At 34.2% G+C, this 19,205-nt stretch carries 23 protein-coding genes and 1 riboswitch; of the genes, 4 read left to right on the top strand and 19 right to left on the bottom strand.

Translation table 11 applies throughout. The features are described 5' to 3' along the window. Window positions 1-48 precede the first annotated feature (48 nt). The 5 genes from ACM55M_RS11270 to ACM55M_RS11250 all read right to left on the bottom strand — a co-directional run bounded on the left by ACM55M_RS11270 (window position 49) and on the right by ACM55M_RS11250 (window position 5,305). Window positions 49-648 (bottom strand): nucleotidyltransferase family protein, encoded by a 600-nt coding sequence (locus tag ACM55M_RS11270; RefSeq protein ID WP_416857738.1) that lies wholly within the window; start codon window positions 646-648, stop codon window positions 49-51. Between the two features lie 101 nt (window positions 649-749). Beyond that, window positions 750-1,871, bottom strand: coding sequence for an XdhC family protein (locus ACM55M_RS11265; protein ID WP_416857737.1), 1,122 nt, complete (start codon window positions 1,869-1,871; stop codon window positions 750-752). Window positions 1,872-1,932: 61 nt separating this feature from the next. Beyond that, on the bottom strand, window positions 1,933-4,068 hold the full coding sequence (locus ACM55M_RS11260) for a xanthine dehydrogenase family protein molybdopterin-binding subunit (RefSeq protein ID WP_416857736.1): 2,136 nt from the start codon (window positions 4,066-4,068) through the stop codon (window positions 1,933-1,935). 60 nt (window positions 4,069-4,128) lie between these two features. Beyond that, window positions 4,129-4,569 carry a c-type cytochrome gene (locus ACM55M_RS11255; RefSeq protein WP_416849982.1) on the bottom strand — a complete coding sequence of 147 codons (441 nt, stop codon included), beginning with the start codon at window positions 4,567-4,569 and terminating at the stop codon, window positions 4,129-4,131. Between the two features lie 262 nt (window positions 4,570-4,831). After that, window positions 4,832-5,305, bottom strand: coding sequence for a (2Fe-2S)-binding protein (locus tag ACM55M_RS11250; RefSeq protein WP_416849983.1), 474 nt, complete (start codon window positions 5,303-5,305; stop codon window positions 4,832-4,834). 151 nt (window positions 5,306-5,456) lie between these two features. Between ACM55M_RS11250 and ACM55M_RS11245 the strand changes: the two genes are divergently transcribed. Continuing rightward, window positions 5,457-5,663 carry a winged helix-turn-helix transcriptional regulator gene (locus ACM55M_RS11245; RefSeq protein WP_416857735.1) on the top strand — a complete coding sequence of 69 codons (207 nt, stop codon included), beginning with the start codon at window positions 5,457-5,459 and terminating at the stop codon, window positions 5,661-5,663. A gap of 135 nt (window positions 5,664-5,798) precedes the next feature. Here ACM55M_RS11245 and ACM55M_RS11240 read toward each other — a convergent pair whose 3' ends face one another. From ACM55M_RS11240 to ACM55M_RS11215, 6 genes are all read right to left on the bottom strand, one after another. Then, entirely contained in the window at window positions 5,799-6,152 is a 354-nt protein-coding gene (locus ACM55M_RS11240; RefSeq protein ID WP_416857734.1) for a cyclophilin-like fold protein, read from the bottom strand. Between the two features lie 755 nt (window positions 6,153-6,907). Next, window positions 6,908-7,132 carry a hypothetical protein gene (locus tag ACM55M_RS11235; protein WP_416857733.1) on the bottom strand — a complete coding sequence of 75 codons (225 nt, stop codon included), beginning with the start codon at window positions 7,130-7,132 and terminating at the stop codon, window positions 6,908-6,910. Window positions 7,133-7,251: 119 nt separating this feature from the next. Then, window positions 7,252-7,785, bottom strand: coding sequence for a DUF4252 domain-containing protein (locus ACM55M_RS11230; RefSeq protein WP_416857732.1), 534 nt, complete (start codon window positions 7,783-7,785; stop codon window positions 7,252-7,254). A 1-nt stretch (window position 7,786) separates the two neighbouring features. Beyond that, window positions 7,787-8,314, bottom strand: coding sequence for a DUF4252 domain-containing protein (locus tag ACM55M_RS11225; protein WP_416857731.1), 528 nt, complete (start codon window positions 8,312-8,314; stop codon window positions 7,787-7,789). A gap of 13 nt (window positions 8,315-8,327) precedes the next feature. After that, window positions 8,328-8,801 (bottom strand): hypothetical protein, encoded by a 474-nt coding sequence (locus tag ACM55M_RS11220; RefSeq protein WP_416857730.1) that lies wholly within the window; start codon window positions 8,799-8,801, stop codon window positions 8,328-8,330. Further along, the gene (locus ACM55M_RS11215; RefSeq protein WP_416857729.1) at window positions 8,788-9,297 is read right to left on the bottom strand and encodes an RNA polymerase sigma factor; all 510 of its coding nucleotides are present in this window, start codon (window positions 9,295-9,297) and stop codon (window positions 8,788-8,790) included. The genes ACM55M_RS11220 and ACM55M_RS11215 overlap by 14 nt, the downstream gene beginning before the upstream one ends. Before the next feature lie 127 nt (window positions 9,298-9,424). Here ACM55M_RS11215 and ACM55M_RS11210 point away from each other — a divergent pair, with 127 nt between their 5' ends. Further along, complete coding sequence (locus tag ACM55M_RS11210) at window positions 9,425-10,870, top strand: S41 family peptidase (protein WP_416857727.1); 1,446 nt, start codon at window positions 9,425-9,427, stop codon at window positions 10,868-10,870. Between the two features lie 65 nt (window positions 10,871-10,935). After that, on the top strand, window positions 10,936-11,550 hold the full coding sequence (locus ACM55M_RS11205; protein ID WP_416857726.1) for an N-acetylmuramoyl-L-alanine amidase family protein: 615 nt from the start codon (window positions 10,936-10,938) through the stop codon (window positions 11,548-11,550). Between the two features lie 70 nt (window positions 11,551-11,620). On the opposite strand, the gene ACM55M_RS11200 is transcribed toward ACM55M_RS11205, so the two are convergent. The 8 genes from ACM55M_RS11200 to ACM55M_RS11165 form a co-directional block, all read right to left on the bottom strand. Continuing rightward, complete coding sequence (locus ACM55M_RS11200) at window positions 11,621-13,531, bottom strand: TonB-dependent receptor plug domain-containing protein (RefSeq protein WP_416857725.1); 1,911 nt, start codon at window positions 13,529-13,531, stop codon at window positions 11,621-11,623. A gap of 76 nt (window positions 13,532-13,607) precedes the next feature. Beyond that, window positions 13,608-13,872, bottom strand: a riboswitch (cobalamin riboswitch). A gap of 46 nt (window positions 13,873-13,918) precedes the next feature. Continuing rightward, window positions 13,919-14,455, bottom strand: coding sequence for an alpha-ribazole phosphatase (gene cobC, locus ACM55M_RS11195; RefSeq protein WP_416857723.1), 537 nt, complete (start codon window positions 14,453-14,455; stop codon window positions 13,919-13,921). Next, window positions 14,440-15,246 carry an adenosylcobinamide-GDP ribazoletransferase gene (locus tag ACM55M_RS11190; protein ID WP_416857721.1) on the bottom strand — a complete coding sequence of 269 codons (807 nt, stop codon included), beginning with the start codon at window positions 15,244-15,246 and terminating at the stop codon, window positions 14,440-14,442. Before ACM55M_RS11190 ends, cobC begins: the two co-directional genes overlap by 16 nt. Window positions 15,247-15,299: 53 nt before the next feature. Further along, the gene (cobT, locus tag ACM55M_RS11185) at window positions 15,300-16,982 is read right to left on the bottom strand and encodes a nicotinate-nucleotide--dimethylbenzimidazole phosphoribosyltransferase (RefSeq protein ID WP_416857719.1); all 1,683 of its coding nucleotides are present in this window, start codon (window positions 16,980-16,982) and stop codon (window positions 15,300-15,302) included. 147 nt (window positions 16,983-17,129) lie between these two features. Continuing rightward, window positions 17,130-17,774: a Dph6-related ATP pyrophosphatase gene (locus tag ACM55M_RS11180; protein ID WP_416857717.1), complete on the bottom strand. Its 645-nt coding sequence runs from the start codon at window positions 17,772-17,774 to the stop codon at window positions 17,130-17,132. 90 nt (window positions 17,775-17,864) lie between these two features. Then, the gene (gene cobU / locus ACM55M_RS11175) at window positions 17,865-18,380 is read right to left on the bottom strand and encodes a bifunctional adenosylcobinamide kinase/adenosylcobinamide-phosphate guanylyltransferase (protein WP_416857716.1); all 516 of its coding nucleotides are present in this window, start codon (window positions 18,378-18,380) and stop codon (window positions 17,865-17,867) included. Between the two features lie 59 nt (window positions 18,381-18,439). Further along, window positions 18,440-18,805, bottom strand: a complete 366-nt coding sequence (locus ACM55M_RS11170; RefSeq protein ID WP_416857783.1) for a four helix bundle protein — start codon at window positions 18,803-18,805, stop codon at window positions 18,440-18,442. Between the two features lie 23 nt (window positions 18,806-18,828). Next, window positions 18,829-18,933, bottom strand: a complete 105-nt coding sequence (locus tag ACM55M_RS11165) for a DUF5522 domain-containing protein (protein ID WP_416843205.1) — start codon at window positions 18,931-18,933, stop codon at window positions 18,829-18,831. 7 nt (window positions 18,934-18,940) lie between these two features. On the opposite strand from ACM55M_RS11165, the gene ACM55M_RS11160 reads away from it, so the two are divergent. After that, window positions 18,941-19,201, top strand: a complete 261-nt coding sequence (locus ACM55M_RS11160) for a hypothetical protein (RefSeq protein WP_416857784.1) — start codon at window positions 18,941-18,943, stop codon at window positions 19,199-19,201. The last annotated feature ends 4 nt before the right edge of the window (window positions 19,202-19,205 follow it).

Below are 19,205 nucleotides of genomic sequence, written 5' to 3'. Positions count from 1 at the left end.
GCTACTGGTAAATAAAGCTTCGATTATCCAAATAACACTTATTTAAAGCTATGATATTTGATTAATAAGATTATTATAATCGTCTAAAGTATCGATATCTACAGCTCCTTTTTCGAAAATTACAGATGCAACATCTTCTTTATAGTACTGAAGCATTTTTTTAGCTCCTTCATTGCCTTTAAGGTTTAAAAGTTCATCAAAATAGCGACTGCTAAATAATACTGGCGTACCTAATGTATCTGCATATTCCGAGGCCACAATACCCTTTCCTGTTTTATTGTGCTGCTCAATCAAATCCTCAAAGACTCCCGCCGTGACATAGGGCTGATCACATACGGTAAAAATGCAAAAATTTAAATTTGGTTTCAGCATACATAATCTATCTAGTCCAATTGAAATTGATGAAGCCATACCCATTTCCCAATTCGGATTATGAACAACTTGAACCTCAAGTAAATCAAGATCTTTCTCTATAACTATTTTATAAGCACCTGTCACAACTAGTACAAAAGTATTATGTAACAATTTTGCCTGCAGTAGTGTTTTCCGCAGCAAAGTATCATCATTATATTGTAATAATTGCTTAGGTTTTCCTAATCTCGAAGAATTACCAGCTGCCAGAATTATTATGCCAAAAACTTTTTCCATATTATCATCCAATAGTTATCTTGCTTTGGTTTTCTGTACTAAGCGATATTCGAAAATAATCGTGCACATGACGAAAGGTATCCTGAAGCATATTTACTCTTTTAAACCACCATTGTTACTGGGTGTATTTTTTCTTTTTTATATTTTAATGATAACCCTTCTTTACCACTTATGACTGCTTTAATTTCTGATACTATAGAAAGTGCAATTTCTTCAGATGTTTCTGCGCCAATATCCAACCCAACAGGTCCGTAAATACGATTAAGTTGTTTTTCCGTTAACACAATACCATTGTCTTTTAAGTCGTCAAGCATACGATTAAGCTTTATTTTAGGTCCAAGAATTCCTATATAGACACAATCTGTTAGTATTAAAAATTTAAGCATAGCCAAATCATATTTGTAGTTATGGGTTATCAATACAAAGAATTTTCTATCATCTACAGATACGTTGTTTAACACTTCTTCTGGTTTTGCAATAGAAACAGCAGTAGCCTTTGGAAACCTTATAGCTGTAGCATGAGTTGCACGACCGTCAACCACAATAGTTTCCCATCCTAAAAGTGAAGTCATTTCTACAAGTGGTTTTACATCATTTCCAGCTCCGCATATTACTAGAGATATTGGTGGAGCAATATAATCTATCAATGCTTCATAAGAAGCATTTTTAAACTCAACTTTTTTTATTATTGAAGTCTTATTTTCTAATACTTCCTTACTGTAGGATGATAATATCGCGTAAGGATTATTTGCCTTTAATATTGCACTAGCTCTGTCAAACAAAACGGTACCAGGTTGAAGCGAATTTCTATTATGAGAAAACAGCGTTATAATAACGGCATCTTTTCTTTCTTTTTCTAACTGCTGTAAAAGTTTTATGGGGTTATTATTTTTAGCAGAATCTATATATTCAAAAAGAATATGCACTATACCATTACAACCAAGTTGCACACCAAATTCAATATCATCCTCATTACTAGTATCATAAATAATAAGCTTGTTTTGTTGCTGATTGATGGCAAGTAATGCTTTTCGCAAGGCATCACCTTCAAGGCAACCGCCGCTAATAGCACCCGTTAATTCGCCATCTTCACTTACAAGCATTCGTGCTCCAGGTTGTCTGTATGAAGAGCCTTCAACCTTTACTACAGTTGCAAGAGCAGTTTTTTTTCCTGCTTTGGTAGCTAAAAAATAGGCTCTAAGTATATCTTTGATTTCTTTCATGTACAAACCGATTTCCTATAATAAAACACAATTCTGTAAAGAATATTTTATAATAATTGAACTATACTTCATCCAAATTAAAAGGAAGTTTTCTAATTCTTTTTCCTGTCAAATCAAAAATTGCATTGGTCAGTGCTGGTGCAAAAGGAGGCAAAGCAGGCTCACCTACTCCTCCCGCGTCGGCATCATTTTCAATTATATGTACTTCCATTTCAGGCATATCATATATACGTGGCATCTTGTATTCGTAAAAATTCTTTTTATCTGCCATCCCATCGGTAAAGGTCATCTCATGAAATACTGATGCTCCGAGTCCCATAATTATGGAACCTTCTATTTGGGCTTGAATAATATCTGGGTTTACATACCAACCACAATCCATTACCGCCCATACCTTATCTATTTTTATACCGCCGCCTTGCTTTGCAGAAACTTTTACAATCTGCCCAACTGTGCTGTCAAAACATTCTGTTATGGCTACTCCAAAACCTTCATTTTTCTTTCTAGACTTCCATCCTGAAACTTCTTCTAACTTATCAATAAGTTTTTGAAGGCGCTCTTCTTTTAAATATTTTCTTCTAAAATCTAACGGATCTTTTCCTGCTTCTTGAGCCATTTCATCCATAAAACTCTCATAAGCAAAACCATTAGTAGATGCGTAAACAGACCTCCACCAAAGTACTGGTATAGGTGTTTCAAACGGAATATCAGAAAAACTTATATTTTTAATCGATTCAAAATAAGGAGCTAAAAAACCTTCTGTAGTACTTCCGTTAGGTTTTCCTCTTTTTTCAGACATCCAGTGATCGATGTTTTGCCCTGCCATTCGGAATTTAATTGCAGCAATTTCACCATTTTCTATCACCCCTTCACCTCTATAAGAAATTCCTGGTCTAAAAGGTCCCTGCGTTGCATCATCCTCTCTTGACCAAACTACCTGCACTGGCCCATTTATCTCTTTTGAGATTACAACGGCTTCATGACAAAAGTCTGTAAATGCTTTTCTTCCAAATCCACCACCTAAAAAGGTCATATTCACTATTACTGACTCTAAAGGCAATCCGAAACTTTTGCTTACACTTTCTTGCATCCAATCTGGTGCCTGTAAAGGACCCCAGATTTCAATTTTATTTCCTTGATAATGCGCTATGCAATTTACCGGTTCCATTGCATAATGCGATTGGTAAGGCGTCTCATAAACTACATCTATTTTTTTTACAGCTGAACCAATAATTTTATTGGGATCTCCTTCTTTTTTAAAAATCAATCCTTCTTCTTTTTGCAGTAATTCTAACTTTCGTTTAGCTATTTCTGGAGAACTTAAATGTTCAAATCCGCTATCATCCCAAACAACTCTAAGTGCTTTTTTACCTTGTAAAGCAGCCCAGCTGTTATCTGCTACAACAGCAATCCCATCTCTCAAAGTGTTATGAACTTGCATTTGTATCTTAAATACTTTTTTAACGCCCGCAATCTTTAAAGTTTGTGTATCATCATAACTGACTAACTTTCCTCTTAGTCTTGGATTACGTTCTACTGCAGCAAAAAGCATTCCTTCAATCCTTTTATCAAGTCCGAATATAGCAGCTCCATTGGTCTTTAAATGCGTATCTATGCGACGAAGTCCTTTACCGATTAGTTTATAATCTGAACGCTTTTTTAGTTTTACATCCTTTGGAGTAGGCAGTTTAGATGCTTTCTCAGCCAGCTCTCCATAATGTAAACTCTTTCCTGATTGTTTATGAATGATGTGACCTGATTGCGCGAAACATTCCGTCGCCGAAACAGACCAAACATCAGCTGCTGCAGTTATTAGCATTTCTCTGGCAGTGGCACTAAGCTTCAAAAGATTTTTATAAGAACCTCGTATAGTAGAGCTACCACCGGTTATCTGACCACCATATTTTTTACTTCCCTGAGCAAATATTACATTAATATCTTTTAAATCAACTTCAAGCTCTTCTGCAATAATCTGAGGTACTGAGTGATAGGAACCTTGTCCCATCTCTGCACGATGATCTACCAAAGTTACTTTTCCACTTTCCTCAATAATGATCCAAGCATTCAACTCTACTTTATTGAGTGCAGCAAATTCTGGATTTACTATACTTGCTGAAGCACCTTCACTACTAAAAATACCTAGATAGAAGGCGGTTCCTCCTATACCAGCTAATTTAAGAAAACCTCTGCGTGACACATTTGGAAGTATATTTGATTCTGACATGATTTTTTCAGTATTTGAGTGTAACTTTCATTGTTATTTAGCTGGTGCATAGGCACCGTTTTTAATCCAGGTAATCCAAGCTTTCTTAAATTCGCTGTGACTCAGTGGAGGCTCTGAATGTCCTTCTGCTGGTTTCCATCCCGAGAGTACTAGTCCATCATCAGCGTGAGCTAGAAGTTGCTTCATACTTTTATTCCCATTTTGTTTTCGATCTACAAGCTGCTTGGCAAGAGCATGAGCAGATCTTCCCTCAAAAATCATTTTCATATTAGCTGGAGGCAAATGCCAGTCTGGGTTTCCTGGAGGCGCATGTGGTCCAGATGTATTCTCTAGCTGATGACAATTAGCACACTTCATGGCATAAAGCCCCTTACCGTCTACTCCTCTTTTAGGAAACATCTTATGAATATGACTGTCATCACCCTGAAGCGGAATATCTCCTATCGGATGGCAATTGACACACCTTGGACTCATAAGCACAGAATAAACTTTCTCAAAAGCTTTTACAGAGACTAAACTATCCTTCTTTACAATTGATTTTGCAATAGTTGTGTATGCATCATTCGAATAGTATCTTTTACTAAAACTAAATGCGACTATTGAAATCAGCATTAAGAACAAAGCAGCAATTTTTACAGCTCTATTTCTAACAATATTTGTCATCTTTTGTGAATACCAATTTTTCATCATAGTGAATTATTCAAAAGTTGTATGAATTTATAATCTTTATTATCTACTAGGATTTGTTTTCAGAATTGCGTTGTATTTCGGCCGCTATGTGTATCGCTTTTCGAATTCTAGGATACGTCCCACAACGGCAAATATTACCTGACATTGCGTTATCTATATCTTCATCGGTAGGGTTCTTATTTTCTCGAAGTAGTACTGCTGCCGACATTATTTGTCCTGAATGACAATAACCACACTGCGGAACGTCTATATTCTGCCATGCCTGTTGTAAAGGATGGTCATTATTTAAGGATAATCCTTCGATTGTAGTAATCTTTTTACCTTCAGCTCGACTGACTTTCGTAACACAAGAACGCACAGCTTCTCCATCAAGATGCACAACACAGGCACCACATTGCGCCACACCACACCCATATTTTGTACCTGTTAATTGAAGAATATCACGTAAAGCCCAAAGCAGCGGCATGTCATTACTAATATCACAATCATAGGATTTATTGTTTACATTTAATTTAATCATTTTTAAATTAATTTATCGTTTACTCAAAATTAAGTATAAATAGCTTAGAATAAGTTTTAATTTATAAAATTAATCCAACTGATGTATAGAAAATTACTGAATTCAAACTATTAATTAAGATAATCAAACCTAAAAAATGGAAATGGTTTGAATGCTGCCATGTATCACAACTAAAATGCTCACCAAATCCCTAAGAGAACCGGAAGATGATAAATTAATCATCCGGAAAATGTATCACAACGTTCCATCAAAAGTAGAATATTCACTTGGTGACACAAGTCTGGAATTAATAGCGTTTATAGAGCATGTACATGAATGGGGAAAAAAGCAATTGGAAAATGAAACTTCAATTCGTTAATACGGACAGCACGAACAATTATTATTAATTGCCAAGTTTCAAATCTCATAAGACAAAATTCTAAACTTTTACTTCAAGATTTGAAGCTTATGAATCATAATTCTTTAAAAAAATCTAATATTCTTATATTATTTTCTATTGTAGTTCAAAAGTTATACTAACATCTCCATTACCCAGTGCCTCAGTTAATCTTGTTGTATCATCAATGCGACCCAACCTAGTATAACTATATAAGGTAGAAAATGTTTTGTAAAAAAGCACTAATGTTCTATTTCCATAGAGCATTAAATCTCCTGTTTGTATAATAGAAGAATTAGATGCATTGGTTGTTAAAGCATTGGCGAAATCATAAAACTTTTCATTTCTATTCAAATCGCTCATGTTAATTGTCATCGGCAGCATTGCTTTAAATTCTGTTGCAGTAGCATTGTTCGAAAGTGTAGTATTAAAGACACTTGAACCAATCTTAATTCTGATTTTTACATTCATCGTTTCATTAGTATTGTCCGAAGAAGATGGATGAAACCTCAGGCAAAAGCCCAAAGTAGTGTACTATTCAAGTATGCTCAGTCCGTAAAAATTGCACTCTGAAGGATGTCTGACAGATGAAACGCTTTTCAAGTTGCTATTCCTTGTCAGATATAACCTATTTATACAGAGATTACGTAAAAACCGAAATCATTATTAAGTTCTCATTAGAGTCTCCGAAATATATTCATTCTACATGTTTTAGATATTCAAATCATAATAATTACAAACCTAACATTCCTAATTCAATAGTACGTTCTACTCAATTTTATCAAATCAGCTAAAAAAAGGTTCTAAAATTGTCCCGGCAAGGTCACTTTTAAAGCCTGTTTACTAGGCTTTACGGACATTTGGTGCAACTTACGTGCAACCATTTTTAAAAACACTCTTTTTCAGGGTGTTTTTAATATCTAGTTTTCAGCAAAACCCAATTATTTCAAAATCATAACCTTTATGAGTGCTGAATTGATGATATCCCAATTTTTAACAACACTACCTTTTCTACTATAATAATATCATCCCATAAAATATATCGGGCTCACCGTCAATTCTAGTTGCTAAATTATCAGAATCCAAATAAGGATAGTATGTATTCATATATATTGGAAAATTATTTCCTGAGCAATCAGGCAAATTAGCTTCAGTTGATGGGGGAACTGGTCTATTAATGTATCCATTAAATAGAAAATCATCAAAGCCTCTTACCTGTCTTGTAATTACTCCTCCTTGCATTTAATGCCCAACCTAAACCAACTAAACTTCCTTATTGGCAATTCTATTTTCCCAGATTTTACATCAAATAATGAAATATCGATATTAGGAACTCCTGTATAATTACCTACAGGTATATCAGCATATTGCCCTAAAGAAGTTGTATTAGTTCTATTTATAACTGATGAAGATGCCGAATATTTTTCAGAGGAAATGTATAGCGGTAACAAAATGACCTAAATTAATTTTTGAATATGCTGACATTAATAAGAATAAAATCTTAATTTAAAATATAAAAAAGCGTCTTGACATACTATCAAAACGCTTTTTTTATTGTTTAAGAATACTTTTATTTCATTAACTGCTGCAAAGGCTTCAACTGCTCTAAATCGACATTTGATTGTCGCAAGACGCTGATCATGGTCATAATATTTGTTGGATTCATATCTTTCCCTAAAACACGAACAATGGCAAAACCAGTTTCTTTTTTATTAGCAAAAAAAACGAACTCTTCAATATGATCATCAGAACCAACATAACTTACCGAAGCACCTTCTTTTCCGGACCCAAACTTCATGAGTTGCTGGTACTTTTTATCCCTAAGAATCAAATTGACTTTAGCACGCTCCACTTCAAATTGCGCTTTATTTTTACCATCTAATTTAAAAGCCAGAACATTCATCTTATCAAAAGATTGCAAAGCTGTTTTTTGTTCCAATGACAATTTCGTTTGATCCACATTCAATATTTCCGGAGAAACATCCAAAGCCACAAAATTTTTGTTTTCTGTGTTTTCAACAAAGTATTTCTGCAACGTTGGTTCTGAATTGCAACTGAATAAAAACAAACTAAAAAGCAGTGCAATACTATAAATAGGTTTCATTTTACTTTTTACCTTTTGTTGCTTTCTTCAAATCATCACCTCCAGGAATTCTCATTTTGTCCGTAAGAATAGAAATCTCACTCAAATCAAAATCACCTGTTAACGACATTAAAACCGTATCGTCATTTTTAGCACCCTCAATAAACATTAACAACTCTCTTATTTGAGAATCTTTCGCCCCTGATTTTACTAAAATCTTGATGTTTTTTCCGCTGTCATTTACACGCATTAATTCTTCAAGACCTGCGGTTTTTATGTACTTATCAGCGGCAACTTTCATTTCGCCTTCCACTCTGGTACTTTTTGTAGTAAAGACTTTTAAGTTGTCTAATTTTTTTATTAAATTCAGGTATTGCTGCGTTTCTCTATCGGAAGCATCCACTTTTACTTTACTCATCAAGTCAAACATTTTTTTGTTGACTATGATTGAGGTAACATCGTCTTGTCCGTCGAATTTATCGAAGGCCGCTTGCGCGAAAAATGGACTTGAAACTAATACTGCTACTACTGTTATTAAAAACTTCTTCATTTTTTTATAGTTATTATTGTTTAAAAATTAATTCTTTTGAATCTTGGTATTCTTTAATGTAATATACACTTTCTATGCCAACGTTTACATGATTCGATAATAATGCCAATGCTTTTTGAGTTTCTTTGAGAGCAACTTCAGGATTATCATAAGTTCCTAAATCCTGTTTCCCATTTGCATTATCATAATTATAAAACACATACATCCCAATTCCCAGCAAAACAACTACCGAAGCCGCAATAGATACCCATACTACATACCTTTTCTTATCCTCGTTCCGAAATTTCGGGATTGGGAGTAGTGGAATTTCTTGCTGTAACATTTGCTCCTTTGCGAGCGGAAAATAAACAAACATAGGCTTGTATTGTTCCAAATGCTGCGCAACATCCGGCGAAGAAAAATAATTACGTAATTCATTTTCTTCGGCAATACAGGTTTCTCCCTGAAAGTATTTTTCTAAAAGTATTTCTATTTTATTTAATTCCATAGCTGTGTGTTTTTGTCATGCTTTCTCTTATCGTTTTCCTTGCTCTTGAAAGCGCTACCCTGATTGCTGTCTCATTCATATTCATTATTTCCGCAATTGCTGCAAATTCATATTGCTCTATGTCCCGCATTTGTATTACTAACCGTTGCTGTTCCGGCAACTGGTTTATTATTTTTTCAACCCAGTTCAAACTGTCAATGTCTTCTGTTTTTTTATCCAAACTAGGCTGGCAATCGGTAAAATTATTGTGAACGATTTTGATATTTCCCGCTCTTTTTGATTTCAACTGATCCAAACAATAATTTTTTGTCAGTGTCATTGCAAAAGCTTCGACACTATTAAAACCTTCTAAATTTTTATTTTTACTCCATAATTTAACCCAAACTTCCTGAGTCGCATCTTCCGCCTCTTCTGTACTGATGAGCAGTCGCTTTGCCAGCCGAAAGACTTTGTCCTTGAATGGTGAGATCAGCTGCACAAACTCATTTTGGTTCATAAAGGAGTATTTATTAAAGCGGTTATACAATCAAGACGACTCAAGTTTCTTTTTGTTACAAAAAAAACATAAAATAAAAACTAAAGTTACTATTTTTACGTTTATAAAAGATATTGCATCCCAAAACATGAAAAAAACATACCTATTTTCGCTTTTATTACTTCTATCTGTTTTTACTTTCCAAAGTTGTCAAGACAATGACGATGTAGCCGCACCTGTAAACTTAGATATTCAGGATTTTATCTGGAAAGGATTAAATCAATATTATTTATGGCAAGCTGATGTACCCAACTTAGCTGATGACCGATTTGCAAATCAAATAGAATTAAATGCTTTTTTGAAAGGATATCCAGTTCCCGAAAATTTATTTGACGCCTTGAGAGTCGACAAAACCATTGATCGATTCAGTTGGATTGTAGACGATTATTTAGAACTGGAAGGAGCGCTTCAAGGTACCACAAAAAATGACGGTATCGATTTTGGTTTAAGTTATAAGCCCGGAAGTACCACTGAAATATTTGGATATGTTCGTTATATTATTGCAAATTCTGATGCTTCTACCAAAAGCATCAAGCGTGGCGATTTTTTTACTGCTGTAAACGGAACACAACTTACCATAAGCAATTACCAAGCACTATTAGCCGCTGATAGTTACACCTTAAATATGGCGGACTACAATGGTACGACAGTTGTTTCAAATGGAAAATCAGTGGCATTGACAAAAACAGTTTTAGCCGAAAATCCAATTTTAATCAACAAAGTAATAACGTCCGGTTCCCATAAAATAGGCTATTTAATGTACAATGGTTTTTATGCGGATTATGATACGCAATTGAATGATACTTTTGCTTTTTTAAAATCACAAGGAATAACTGATTTGGTATTAGATCTACGTTACAATGGCGGTGGTTCTGTTCTTACAGCAACACGATTGGCAAGTATGATAACGGGACAATTTACGGGGCAGGTATTCGCAAAACAACAATGGAATGCCAAAATCAATAGCTATTTTGAAACGAATAGTCCTGAATCATTAAAAAACAACTTCACTGACAAAATTGGGACGACAGCAATCAATAGTCTAAACTTGACTAAAGTTTATATATTGACTACTCATAGTACTGCATCAGCAAGTGAATTGGTAATTAACGGTCTAAAGCCTCACATTACTGTTGTACAAATTGGTGATGTGACAACCGGAAAAAATGTTGGATCTGTTACCTTATATGATTCCCCTACTTTTGGCAAAGCAAACAGAAACCCCAACCACAGATATGCAATGCAGCCAATTGTATTAAAAATAGTAAATTCAGTTGGTTTTGGTGATTACTTTAATGGATTACAACCGAATTACTTGTTAAAAGAAACCGTGAGTACTTATGGAGTTCTTGGCGATACCACAGAGCCTTTATTGAGTACTGCGATTGGGAAAATCACCGGAACAGCTAAAATGCTGAAACAAAACCCAGAGAAAGGTTTTGAATATTTTAAGGACGCAAAATCTATAAATGGACTGCAAAACCAAATGTACCTTGAGAAAGCACCCGAAGGTCTTTTGAAAGCTTTGAAATAAAATATATACTAAAACGATGTTTTTCAAGTTAATATCTAATAGTCAGCATTTTAAATATAAATCAAATGAAAAACACAACTAAAGCATTCTTGTTCTTAATCCCAATTGCTTCTTTTTTGTTTATTAGCTCTAAACCATTAGAGCCAAAAAAAATAAATATAGTTATTGATGCAAGTCATGGTGGAAATGATTACGGAGTCATCTCAAATTCCATTACTGAAAAGCAAATCGTAGAACAAGTCACTAACAAAATTAAGTCTTTAAATAGCAATGTTGTGATTCATCTTACAAGATCAGATGATACGTTCTTATCTTATGAAGAAAGAACTGATTTCATTAACAAACTCAAACCTGATTTGGTTTTATCGCTACACGTAAATTCAAGCTTAAATAATAAAACATCCGGCTTAGAATTTTACGTCGCAAAAGAAACTGAGTTTTTTGAAAAATCAAATGAAATTGCCCAGAGACTGCATGACAAATTTTCAAAGGATACAAATTTGAAATTATCAGGCATAAAAACGGGTCCTTTCTACATTCTTAAAAGATCAGAGGTACCGGCAGTCATTGTAGAACTTGGTTATTTAACTAATGAGAATGACAAAAAATACTTGATTGATGATAAGGAGCAAAATAAAATTGCTAAATCCATTTCAGAATTCATTTCGGAAATGAAATAAAAACAAAAAACCCGCTCCAAATCCTGGAACGGGCTTTAAGTACTAAAACTAAAATAATTCTATTTATTTTTTAGAATAAGAAATTCAGACCTAATTTAAAATTTCTTCCCCTAGTGCTAAATCCTCTGCTTTCAACAAAATCTTTATCAAGAAGATTATCAACCGTAGCAAAAATGTTTAATCTGTTTTTGATTAATTCATACCGAGTATTAGCATTTACTACTTGATAGTCTTTCAAAATTTCGGAGTTTAAAACAGCGTCATACGTAGGAGCCGGATAAGTGGTATACTCTAAATATCGGTCTGACACAAACTGGTAGGCTACGTTAAAAGCAAGACGTGGAGTTGCTTGCACATCAACAGCAGCATTTACTTTGTGTTTTGGATTTAGAATCCGAGATTGTCTTTCTAATTCAGTGAAGGTATAATTTGCATTGAATTTTATGTTATCATTAAAAGCATACGAAATCATTGTTTCAATACCTTTTGCTTTATTTTTCCCATTAACATTGAAGTATTTATAAGTCATCAAATCAAACCCGATGGCATCTTTTTCTTCCCTTTGAAAAGCAACTGCATTCAAAACAATTTTTTTGTTTAACAAACTTACTTCAAAACCAGCTTCGGCAGTCGCATCTTTCTCAGGAGATAAATTCAAATCACCATACGGAGAGTACAATTGGTACAAACTTGGAGCAACAAATGCCGTACTATAAGAAGCCAAAACTTTTAATGATTCTGAAAAACTATACGATGGATTAATATTATAAACTAAATTATTTCCGTATTTACTGTGCATATTATACCGTGCTCCAACATTTAAATTTAATCCAAAATCAGAATTATAAACTGCGGTCGCATAAGGATCAATCATATTGAATTTTGCAATCTCGGCTGTAATCTCCCCATACTCACTTTTATTTGACATTTCGTGAAATTGAAATTGTGCCCCTGTCACCACAAATATTTGAGATGAAATTTTGTATTTATTAAAGGCATCAACATCAACACTTCTTGATTTCGCCTGGAATAAAGATCCATAACTAAAGATATCACGGTTGATTACATTTGCACTAGTATTTATTACCAGTTCTCCTTTATTGTATTTGTATTTTGGAGAAAAACCAACTCTGAATTGCTCCGAAAGACTGAAATTCTTTAGATCATCTGCAAACGAACCTGCATCAAAATGGTTTTTCATTCGATCATAATTAGCAAAGAAATCAAATGATAATTTTTTAGTTGGAGTAAAGCCAATTTTTACTAAAGAATTGACTCTTGAAAAATCATCGTTCTCAAATTTAGTATTTGAATTTAATGGTTTTGCTTCCGAAATCCCTGTAGACTCCGTACTATTCAAAGAGGCAAAATAATTTACTTTTTCAAAACCACCGTTTACCGCAAAGCCCTGATTGTACTCTTGCACACTATAATTTGCTTTTTTAGCAACTGTTTGTGTACCAATATTCATATATGCATTTCCTGCAATAGCCTTTTTTCCTACTTTTTTTAGTGTAATATTAATAACACCGGTCGCTGCTCCAGAACCATATAAAGTACTTGAAGCGCCTTTCATAATCTCAATACTTTCAATTTGCTCCACCGGAAGCAATCTCAAATCATACGATAAGCTAATCCCGGAAGCATCAGTTACGGGAACTCCATCAATCAAAATTAAAACCTGATGATTTCTTCCACCACGAATATAAAGTCCCAAATCCTTACCATTACGGCTCTGATTTCCATTGATTTCAACACCTGCTACTGTACTTAAAATCGAAGCTACTGATTGTCCTGCTTTTTTCTTTAAATCCTCAGCAGTAATTTTGACGATAACTTTTCCAGATTTTTCTTTTGACAATGCAAATTTCGAATCGGAAACAACAACCTCATCAAGTTGTTTTGGCTCTTGGTTTTGTGCATACGTGTTCATTGCAAATAACAATGCAATCGCACTAAAGCGAATGAATTTTTTGTTCATTTTAAAAATGTAAAAATTTAATAAATTGGGAGAAAAGCACAGAATGACCCATACCCAAACCTTTTTTCCCGAAAGTTTGATACTCGATGTAATAGGCAGGTCTCCTGGCTTGCGTCTTGTTGTTTACCTTCCCAAGAAACTGAAATTAATTCAGCTAACTCAGTGGTTTTGTAGATAACAACAAGCTTGATAGCTTACAGTTGCGGGTACAGCGTGAGATTTTTGAATTTTGAATAATGATTTCGGATTTTTAAATCTGAAATCAAAAATCGTTAATTTTCAATCACTCTCTTCCCTTTTAATGTGGTTTGAAAAAACAAACCTCAACCTCAATACGGCGGCAAAGATAAAATTATATTAAGTTAATAACCTAAATAATTGCGAATTTTATAATTCAATTTTAATTACAGCCCCAAAATCTACTTTATTCTGAAAAGCGTCTTTTAAAGGTAATTTCGAAATTTTACATAAAAAACTTCGTATCACTCCCGCATGTGCCACAATAATTACTGGTTTTGAATCGGTTACTGGAAGTTCATTATTTATAAAATCAACTACTCGATCATGTAAATCGGTAAATGACTCTCCATTGGGTACACGAACATTTACAAAATCAGTCATCCAAGGTGTGAAATCATCCGGTGGAATTACATCCCAATTTTTCATTTCCCAATCTCCAAAATTCATTTCCATTAAGCGGGAATCTTCATTAATAACAGCAATTTCTGAATTGTCTTTTATATAATTTGCCAAAAGCACACAACGCAGCAAAGGACTGGAATACAGTAGTGCATCTTGAGGCAATTGGCTCAAAACAGAGTGAAAAACAGCGTCATAAGGCTCCATTATTTTCACATCCGATTGTCCATAACAAATTCCTTTTTCGCAAACCGTTTCCGTATGACGTACTAAATAAACTTCCATAATGCAATAACTGATAGATAAAAAACCACTTCACAAACCTGTTGGGTTGCACCCAAACAATCCCCGGTGTACCCGTCAATCCATTTCTGAAAATAACGCGCCATAAAAAATCGGGTCAGAAAAACAGGGATTAAAACCAACAGCATTTGCCACTGAAAATAGGATAAAATAACTAATGGAAGCAATCCAAAAAAGAAAGCTCCAACCACTTCTCTCCAAGAATAACTTTGTGCGATAGGTTTGCTTTTGCTTGAAGCATCCTCCCGAGAATATTCATGGGTAAAAACAATTGAAATCGCTGCTAATCGACTGAGGGAATGCCCTGAAACAAGCAATAATAAAATTATTAATTGTGAATTATAAATTATAAATTTAGGATTATCTGAGACATCAATTAATTGAGTCAACCCTTGAAATTTAAGTATTAACAACAGCACTATACCTATGGCGCCATAAGCACCAATGGCGCTGTCTTTCATAATTATCAGGATTTTTTCTTTGGTCCAACCGCCGCCAAAACCATCACAAACATCAGCAAAACCATCTTCATGAAAAGCTCCGGTAACTAAAACGGAAGCAATCATAGAGAAGATTACCGCAATTTCAGGCGCAACTAAATAATTAAAAACACAATATACCCCAAAAGCCACACTCCCTACAATCCAACCAATTAATGGAAAATAACGGGATGCTTTATTTAAATAATCTGGATTATGATCGATAGTTGCAGGACATGGAATTCTAGTGTAAAACATTAATGCTGTAAAAAATATGTGGAATTCTTTTTTCATTTTTTATATTATTTTGGCTAAAGCCAATTCATCAATTCATTAATAACCTATAGCTAAAGTTCTCGACTATTAACTCCTGCTGATTCAAAACTGGCCATTTCATTCAAGAATGCAACTGCCGATTCAATTATAGAAAAAGCAATCGCACAACCGGTTCCTTCTCCTAATCGTAAATCGAGTTGCAACAAGGAACGAACTCCAAGGTAATCTAATATTTTTTGATGTCCTTGCTCCGCAGAAGAATGGCAAAAAATAGCATTTTTAGTAATGGACGGATTCTTTTTAAAGGCAATTAAAAAAGCCACACTACAAATAAAGCCATCAACAAGAATCAACATATTTGCTTCTTTTGCCTGAAGCATTCCACCTACCATTTGCATGATTTCGAATCCCCCGAAATAGGCTAACTTACTGTCTAAATCTTCCGAACCATCGTAATTATCAATACATTTTTTAAGGATATTAATTTTTTGAATCAACTTTTCATCATTTACACCTGTGCCTTTTCCTACGCAATCTTGAATAGGTAATTCTAAAATAATGCTCATTAAAACCGAAGCTGTAGCTGTGTTACCAATGCCCATTTCACCAAAACCAATGCAATTACTCCCCTTTTTTGCAATAGTGGCAACAATTTCGCTTCCTTTTATAAAACACAATTCCATTTCTGTTTTACTCATTGCGGCTCCATGCAAAAAAGAGTGTGTTCCCTTCCCTATTTTAGCCGAAATCAAATCCGTATTCATAGGAAAATCATAATTCACCCCAGCATCCACAATAGCTAATTGAATCTTATTTTGTTCACAAAATACGTTGATTGCCGCGCCACCTATCAAAAAATTATTCACCATCTGTCTGGTTACATCTTGCGGATAGGCACTTACTCCGTGATTTGCAATTCCGTGATCGGCTGCAAAAACAACTATATTCGGTTTTGTAATTTTAGGTTCTAAAGTTTGAAACACCATCCCTATTTGTTTAGCGAGCACTTCTAAAATCCCTAATGAACCCGTTGGCTTGGTTTTTTGATCGATTTTATGTTGCAACGCATTTGCAAAAGCAACAGAATCTATTTCATTTTTAGTATCAAAAAACACTTTCTCCACTGTACTTTCATGTAAAACAGTGATTTCCTCAACTAATGGAATTTCTTGTTTTTGTTTCCAATTCAGTTGTTGCAACATGGGCTGATTATCATAATTGGTCGCCGGTTTTCCCACACAAAAATACCCCAATGGCTCCATATTTTCAGGCAAACCTAATAATTGCTTGAACTGATAGTAATTCAATATGGAAACCCATCCCATGGAATAGCCTTGCTCCGTTAAGGATAGCCAAATATTTTGCGCCGCACAAACGGAACTGAACTTTACTGCTTCATTACTCCCAACGGTTCCAATCGTAAAATTATTCAAAACGGAACGATCATAACAAATCACTAATCCCAGTGGTGCTTCTTCTATTGCTTCTAACTTAAGGGCTTTGTACGCAAGTTTTTGTTGTTCGTTATCCGTTAAAGCAACAGCTTTTTCATCATAATCTAAAAACAAATCTTTAATGGCTTTCTTTATTTCAGCCGACCTGATCAGATAGTATTTTGTAGCATCCGTCAAACCCACAGAAGGCGCCCAATGCCCAGCTTGCAGTGCTTTTTCAAGAACAGCATCCGGTACTTGATCCTCCGTAAAATGACGAGTGTCTCGACGGGATTTTAAAATTTCATCTAAATAAGTCATGTTTTTTTATTTAAAAGTTCAATGGCAAAATTCAATGACAATTGTAAAAATCAATTTGAAAAACATTACTTTGATATTGATTTGATATTGATTTTTGACATTGATATTGACATTGATATTGACATTGCTTTTTTTGTTTTTGAAAAGTTATTCTTCCCAAACGATGAAACAATAATTTTCATAAGTAATTCTAGTAAATTCAGGAAGTTCAATCGCTCCAGAAAATAACGGACAATTAATTACCAAAGTATGAAACTCCCCATTTTCACCACAAGGATCTATTCCTTTTTCGTGTAATTCTTGTGCTAATTCTTTCGTCAAAATTTCACCTAAATAGCTCTCACCCATTGTTGTATTACAAGAAACAATCATCGTTACAATTCCGTTTTCAAGCATTTGGTTTACCAAAATAATTCGGTCTTGTTGCCACAAAGGTAAAATTGCTTTTAGCAATGCTGCGGCACATACTTTATCTTCCCAATCTTTATGAGGTTGCAAATCAATATCACCAAAAACGGCTGCTTCCAAATCATATTTGGCTTTTAGCATTTTCAAAACTGCAATAAACTTGGCTTCATAATCACCCCAAGTTGCGGGAATTCCTTCCAGAGGTAATCCCATTTTTTGGGCTTGCTGATTCAATATAGACAATGGTAATCCATGAGAACGAGACACTTTCCCGTTTTCATTCATCATATTGAGTAACACTTTTGGAACAAAACCTTGCTGAACTGCTTGCATCATTGCATAACAACTGTCTTTTCCGCCACTCCAAGAAGTTACAAAATTCATATGTAGTTATTTATTGATTTTTAATTGAATATGTAATACGCTATGAGGCAATATTTTCTTTGAATTTAATATTGTAAAATCATAGCTATTTCATTTTTTTTCTTTTATCGTTACAGGAATTCCAGAAACCATAAGTACCACGGTATCGGCAGTTGCAGCTATATATTGATTCATCCAACCTTGCAGTTCGGTAAATTTTCTACCAATATGCGTTTCGGCATGAACGCCCATCCCTATTTCATTGGTTACAATAATAATAGTTGCATTTTCTTGATTGGCAATGGCATCAAATTCGGCTTTAGCTTGTTCTAAACACAAGGAAACATCATTTTTAGTATCCACAAAAAAGTTCGTTAACCAAAGCGTAACACAATCGACGATAGCTACTTTTTCCGAAAAATCAATTTCGCTCAAGTGTTTTTCTTTTTCGATATTAATCCATCGTTCGTCCCGATCTTTTTGATGGCGATCGATTCTCTTTTGGAAATCATCATCCCATTTTCGGGCTGTAGCCACATACATTGGTTTATCCGATAATTCTTTTGCTAAATTTTCGGCATAACTACTTTTACCGGAGCGCTCGCCGCCAGTTATTAAATATATCATTCTAATTGTAAATTATTAATTGTAAATTGTTGTAACATCTTTTATGCTAATTGAATAACTTATTTCTTGATATCAACTTTTGCTTTAGTCGTTTTAATAATACTTGTTATAAGTTTTAATATTGATATTGCATCGCTATTTATATTTTCATATTCTTTTTCATTCAAATAATCCGTAGCTTTTAATAATTCTAACCAATAAACTACCTCATTAGCTTCTTTTTGTGCAATCGCAAACTTGTGAATAAAATCTTGTTTGCTCTCTGCATGTTCTGCTTCGCGAATCATAGCACCAATGCTTGTCCCAGATCTTAATAGCTGCTTTGAAAGCACAAACTCTTTTTTATCACAACATAGATATTGATATAATCTAACTATTCGTACAGCAAAATCAAAACTCTTGATTTTAACAATATTATCTTTCATCATTGATAATTTATAATTTATAATTATTTATACGGACAATGTCGACATCCATTAGTACAACAATGTCCTCTTTTAAGATGAAACCAAGCCTTGAAAACATAGTTCCCATTTTCTAAATAATAGTCGATTCCTTCTATGAGATCAGTCGTTTTGGGTAAATCTTTAGCTTTATTATCCGTTGCAGTTTCAGAAGATAGTGTGGCAACATATTCGTCAATTTTAGTGGAGCAGGCGTTTGTAAAACAACTGGAACACAAGCAATCCACCACTTCTGACGGAGTAAAAATAGGTGGAAAATTGTTGCACCAGCATTTACTTCCTTCTGGTGTGTCCCCACAATTAAAAGGAGTTCCGCAAGTAGAACAGTTTTTGACTTTAATGCTATTCATTTCGTAAAGAT

The organism is Flavobacterium galactosi, assembly GCF_048158585.1.
GTDB classification, from domain to species: Bacteria; Bacteroidota; Bacteroidia; order Flavobacteriales; family Flavobacteriaceae; genus Flavobacterium; species Flavobacterium galactosi.
The sequence above is the reverse complement of the archived record's forward strand: the minus strand, read 5'-3'. Positions and strand labels throughout refer to the sequence as shown.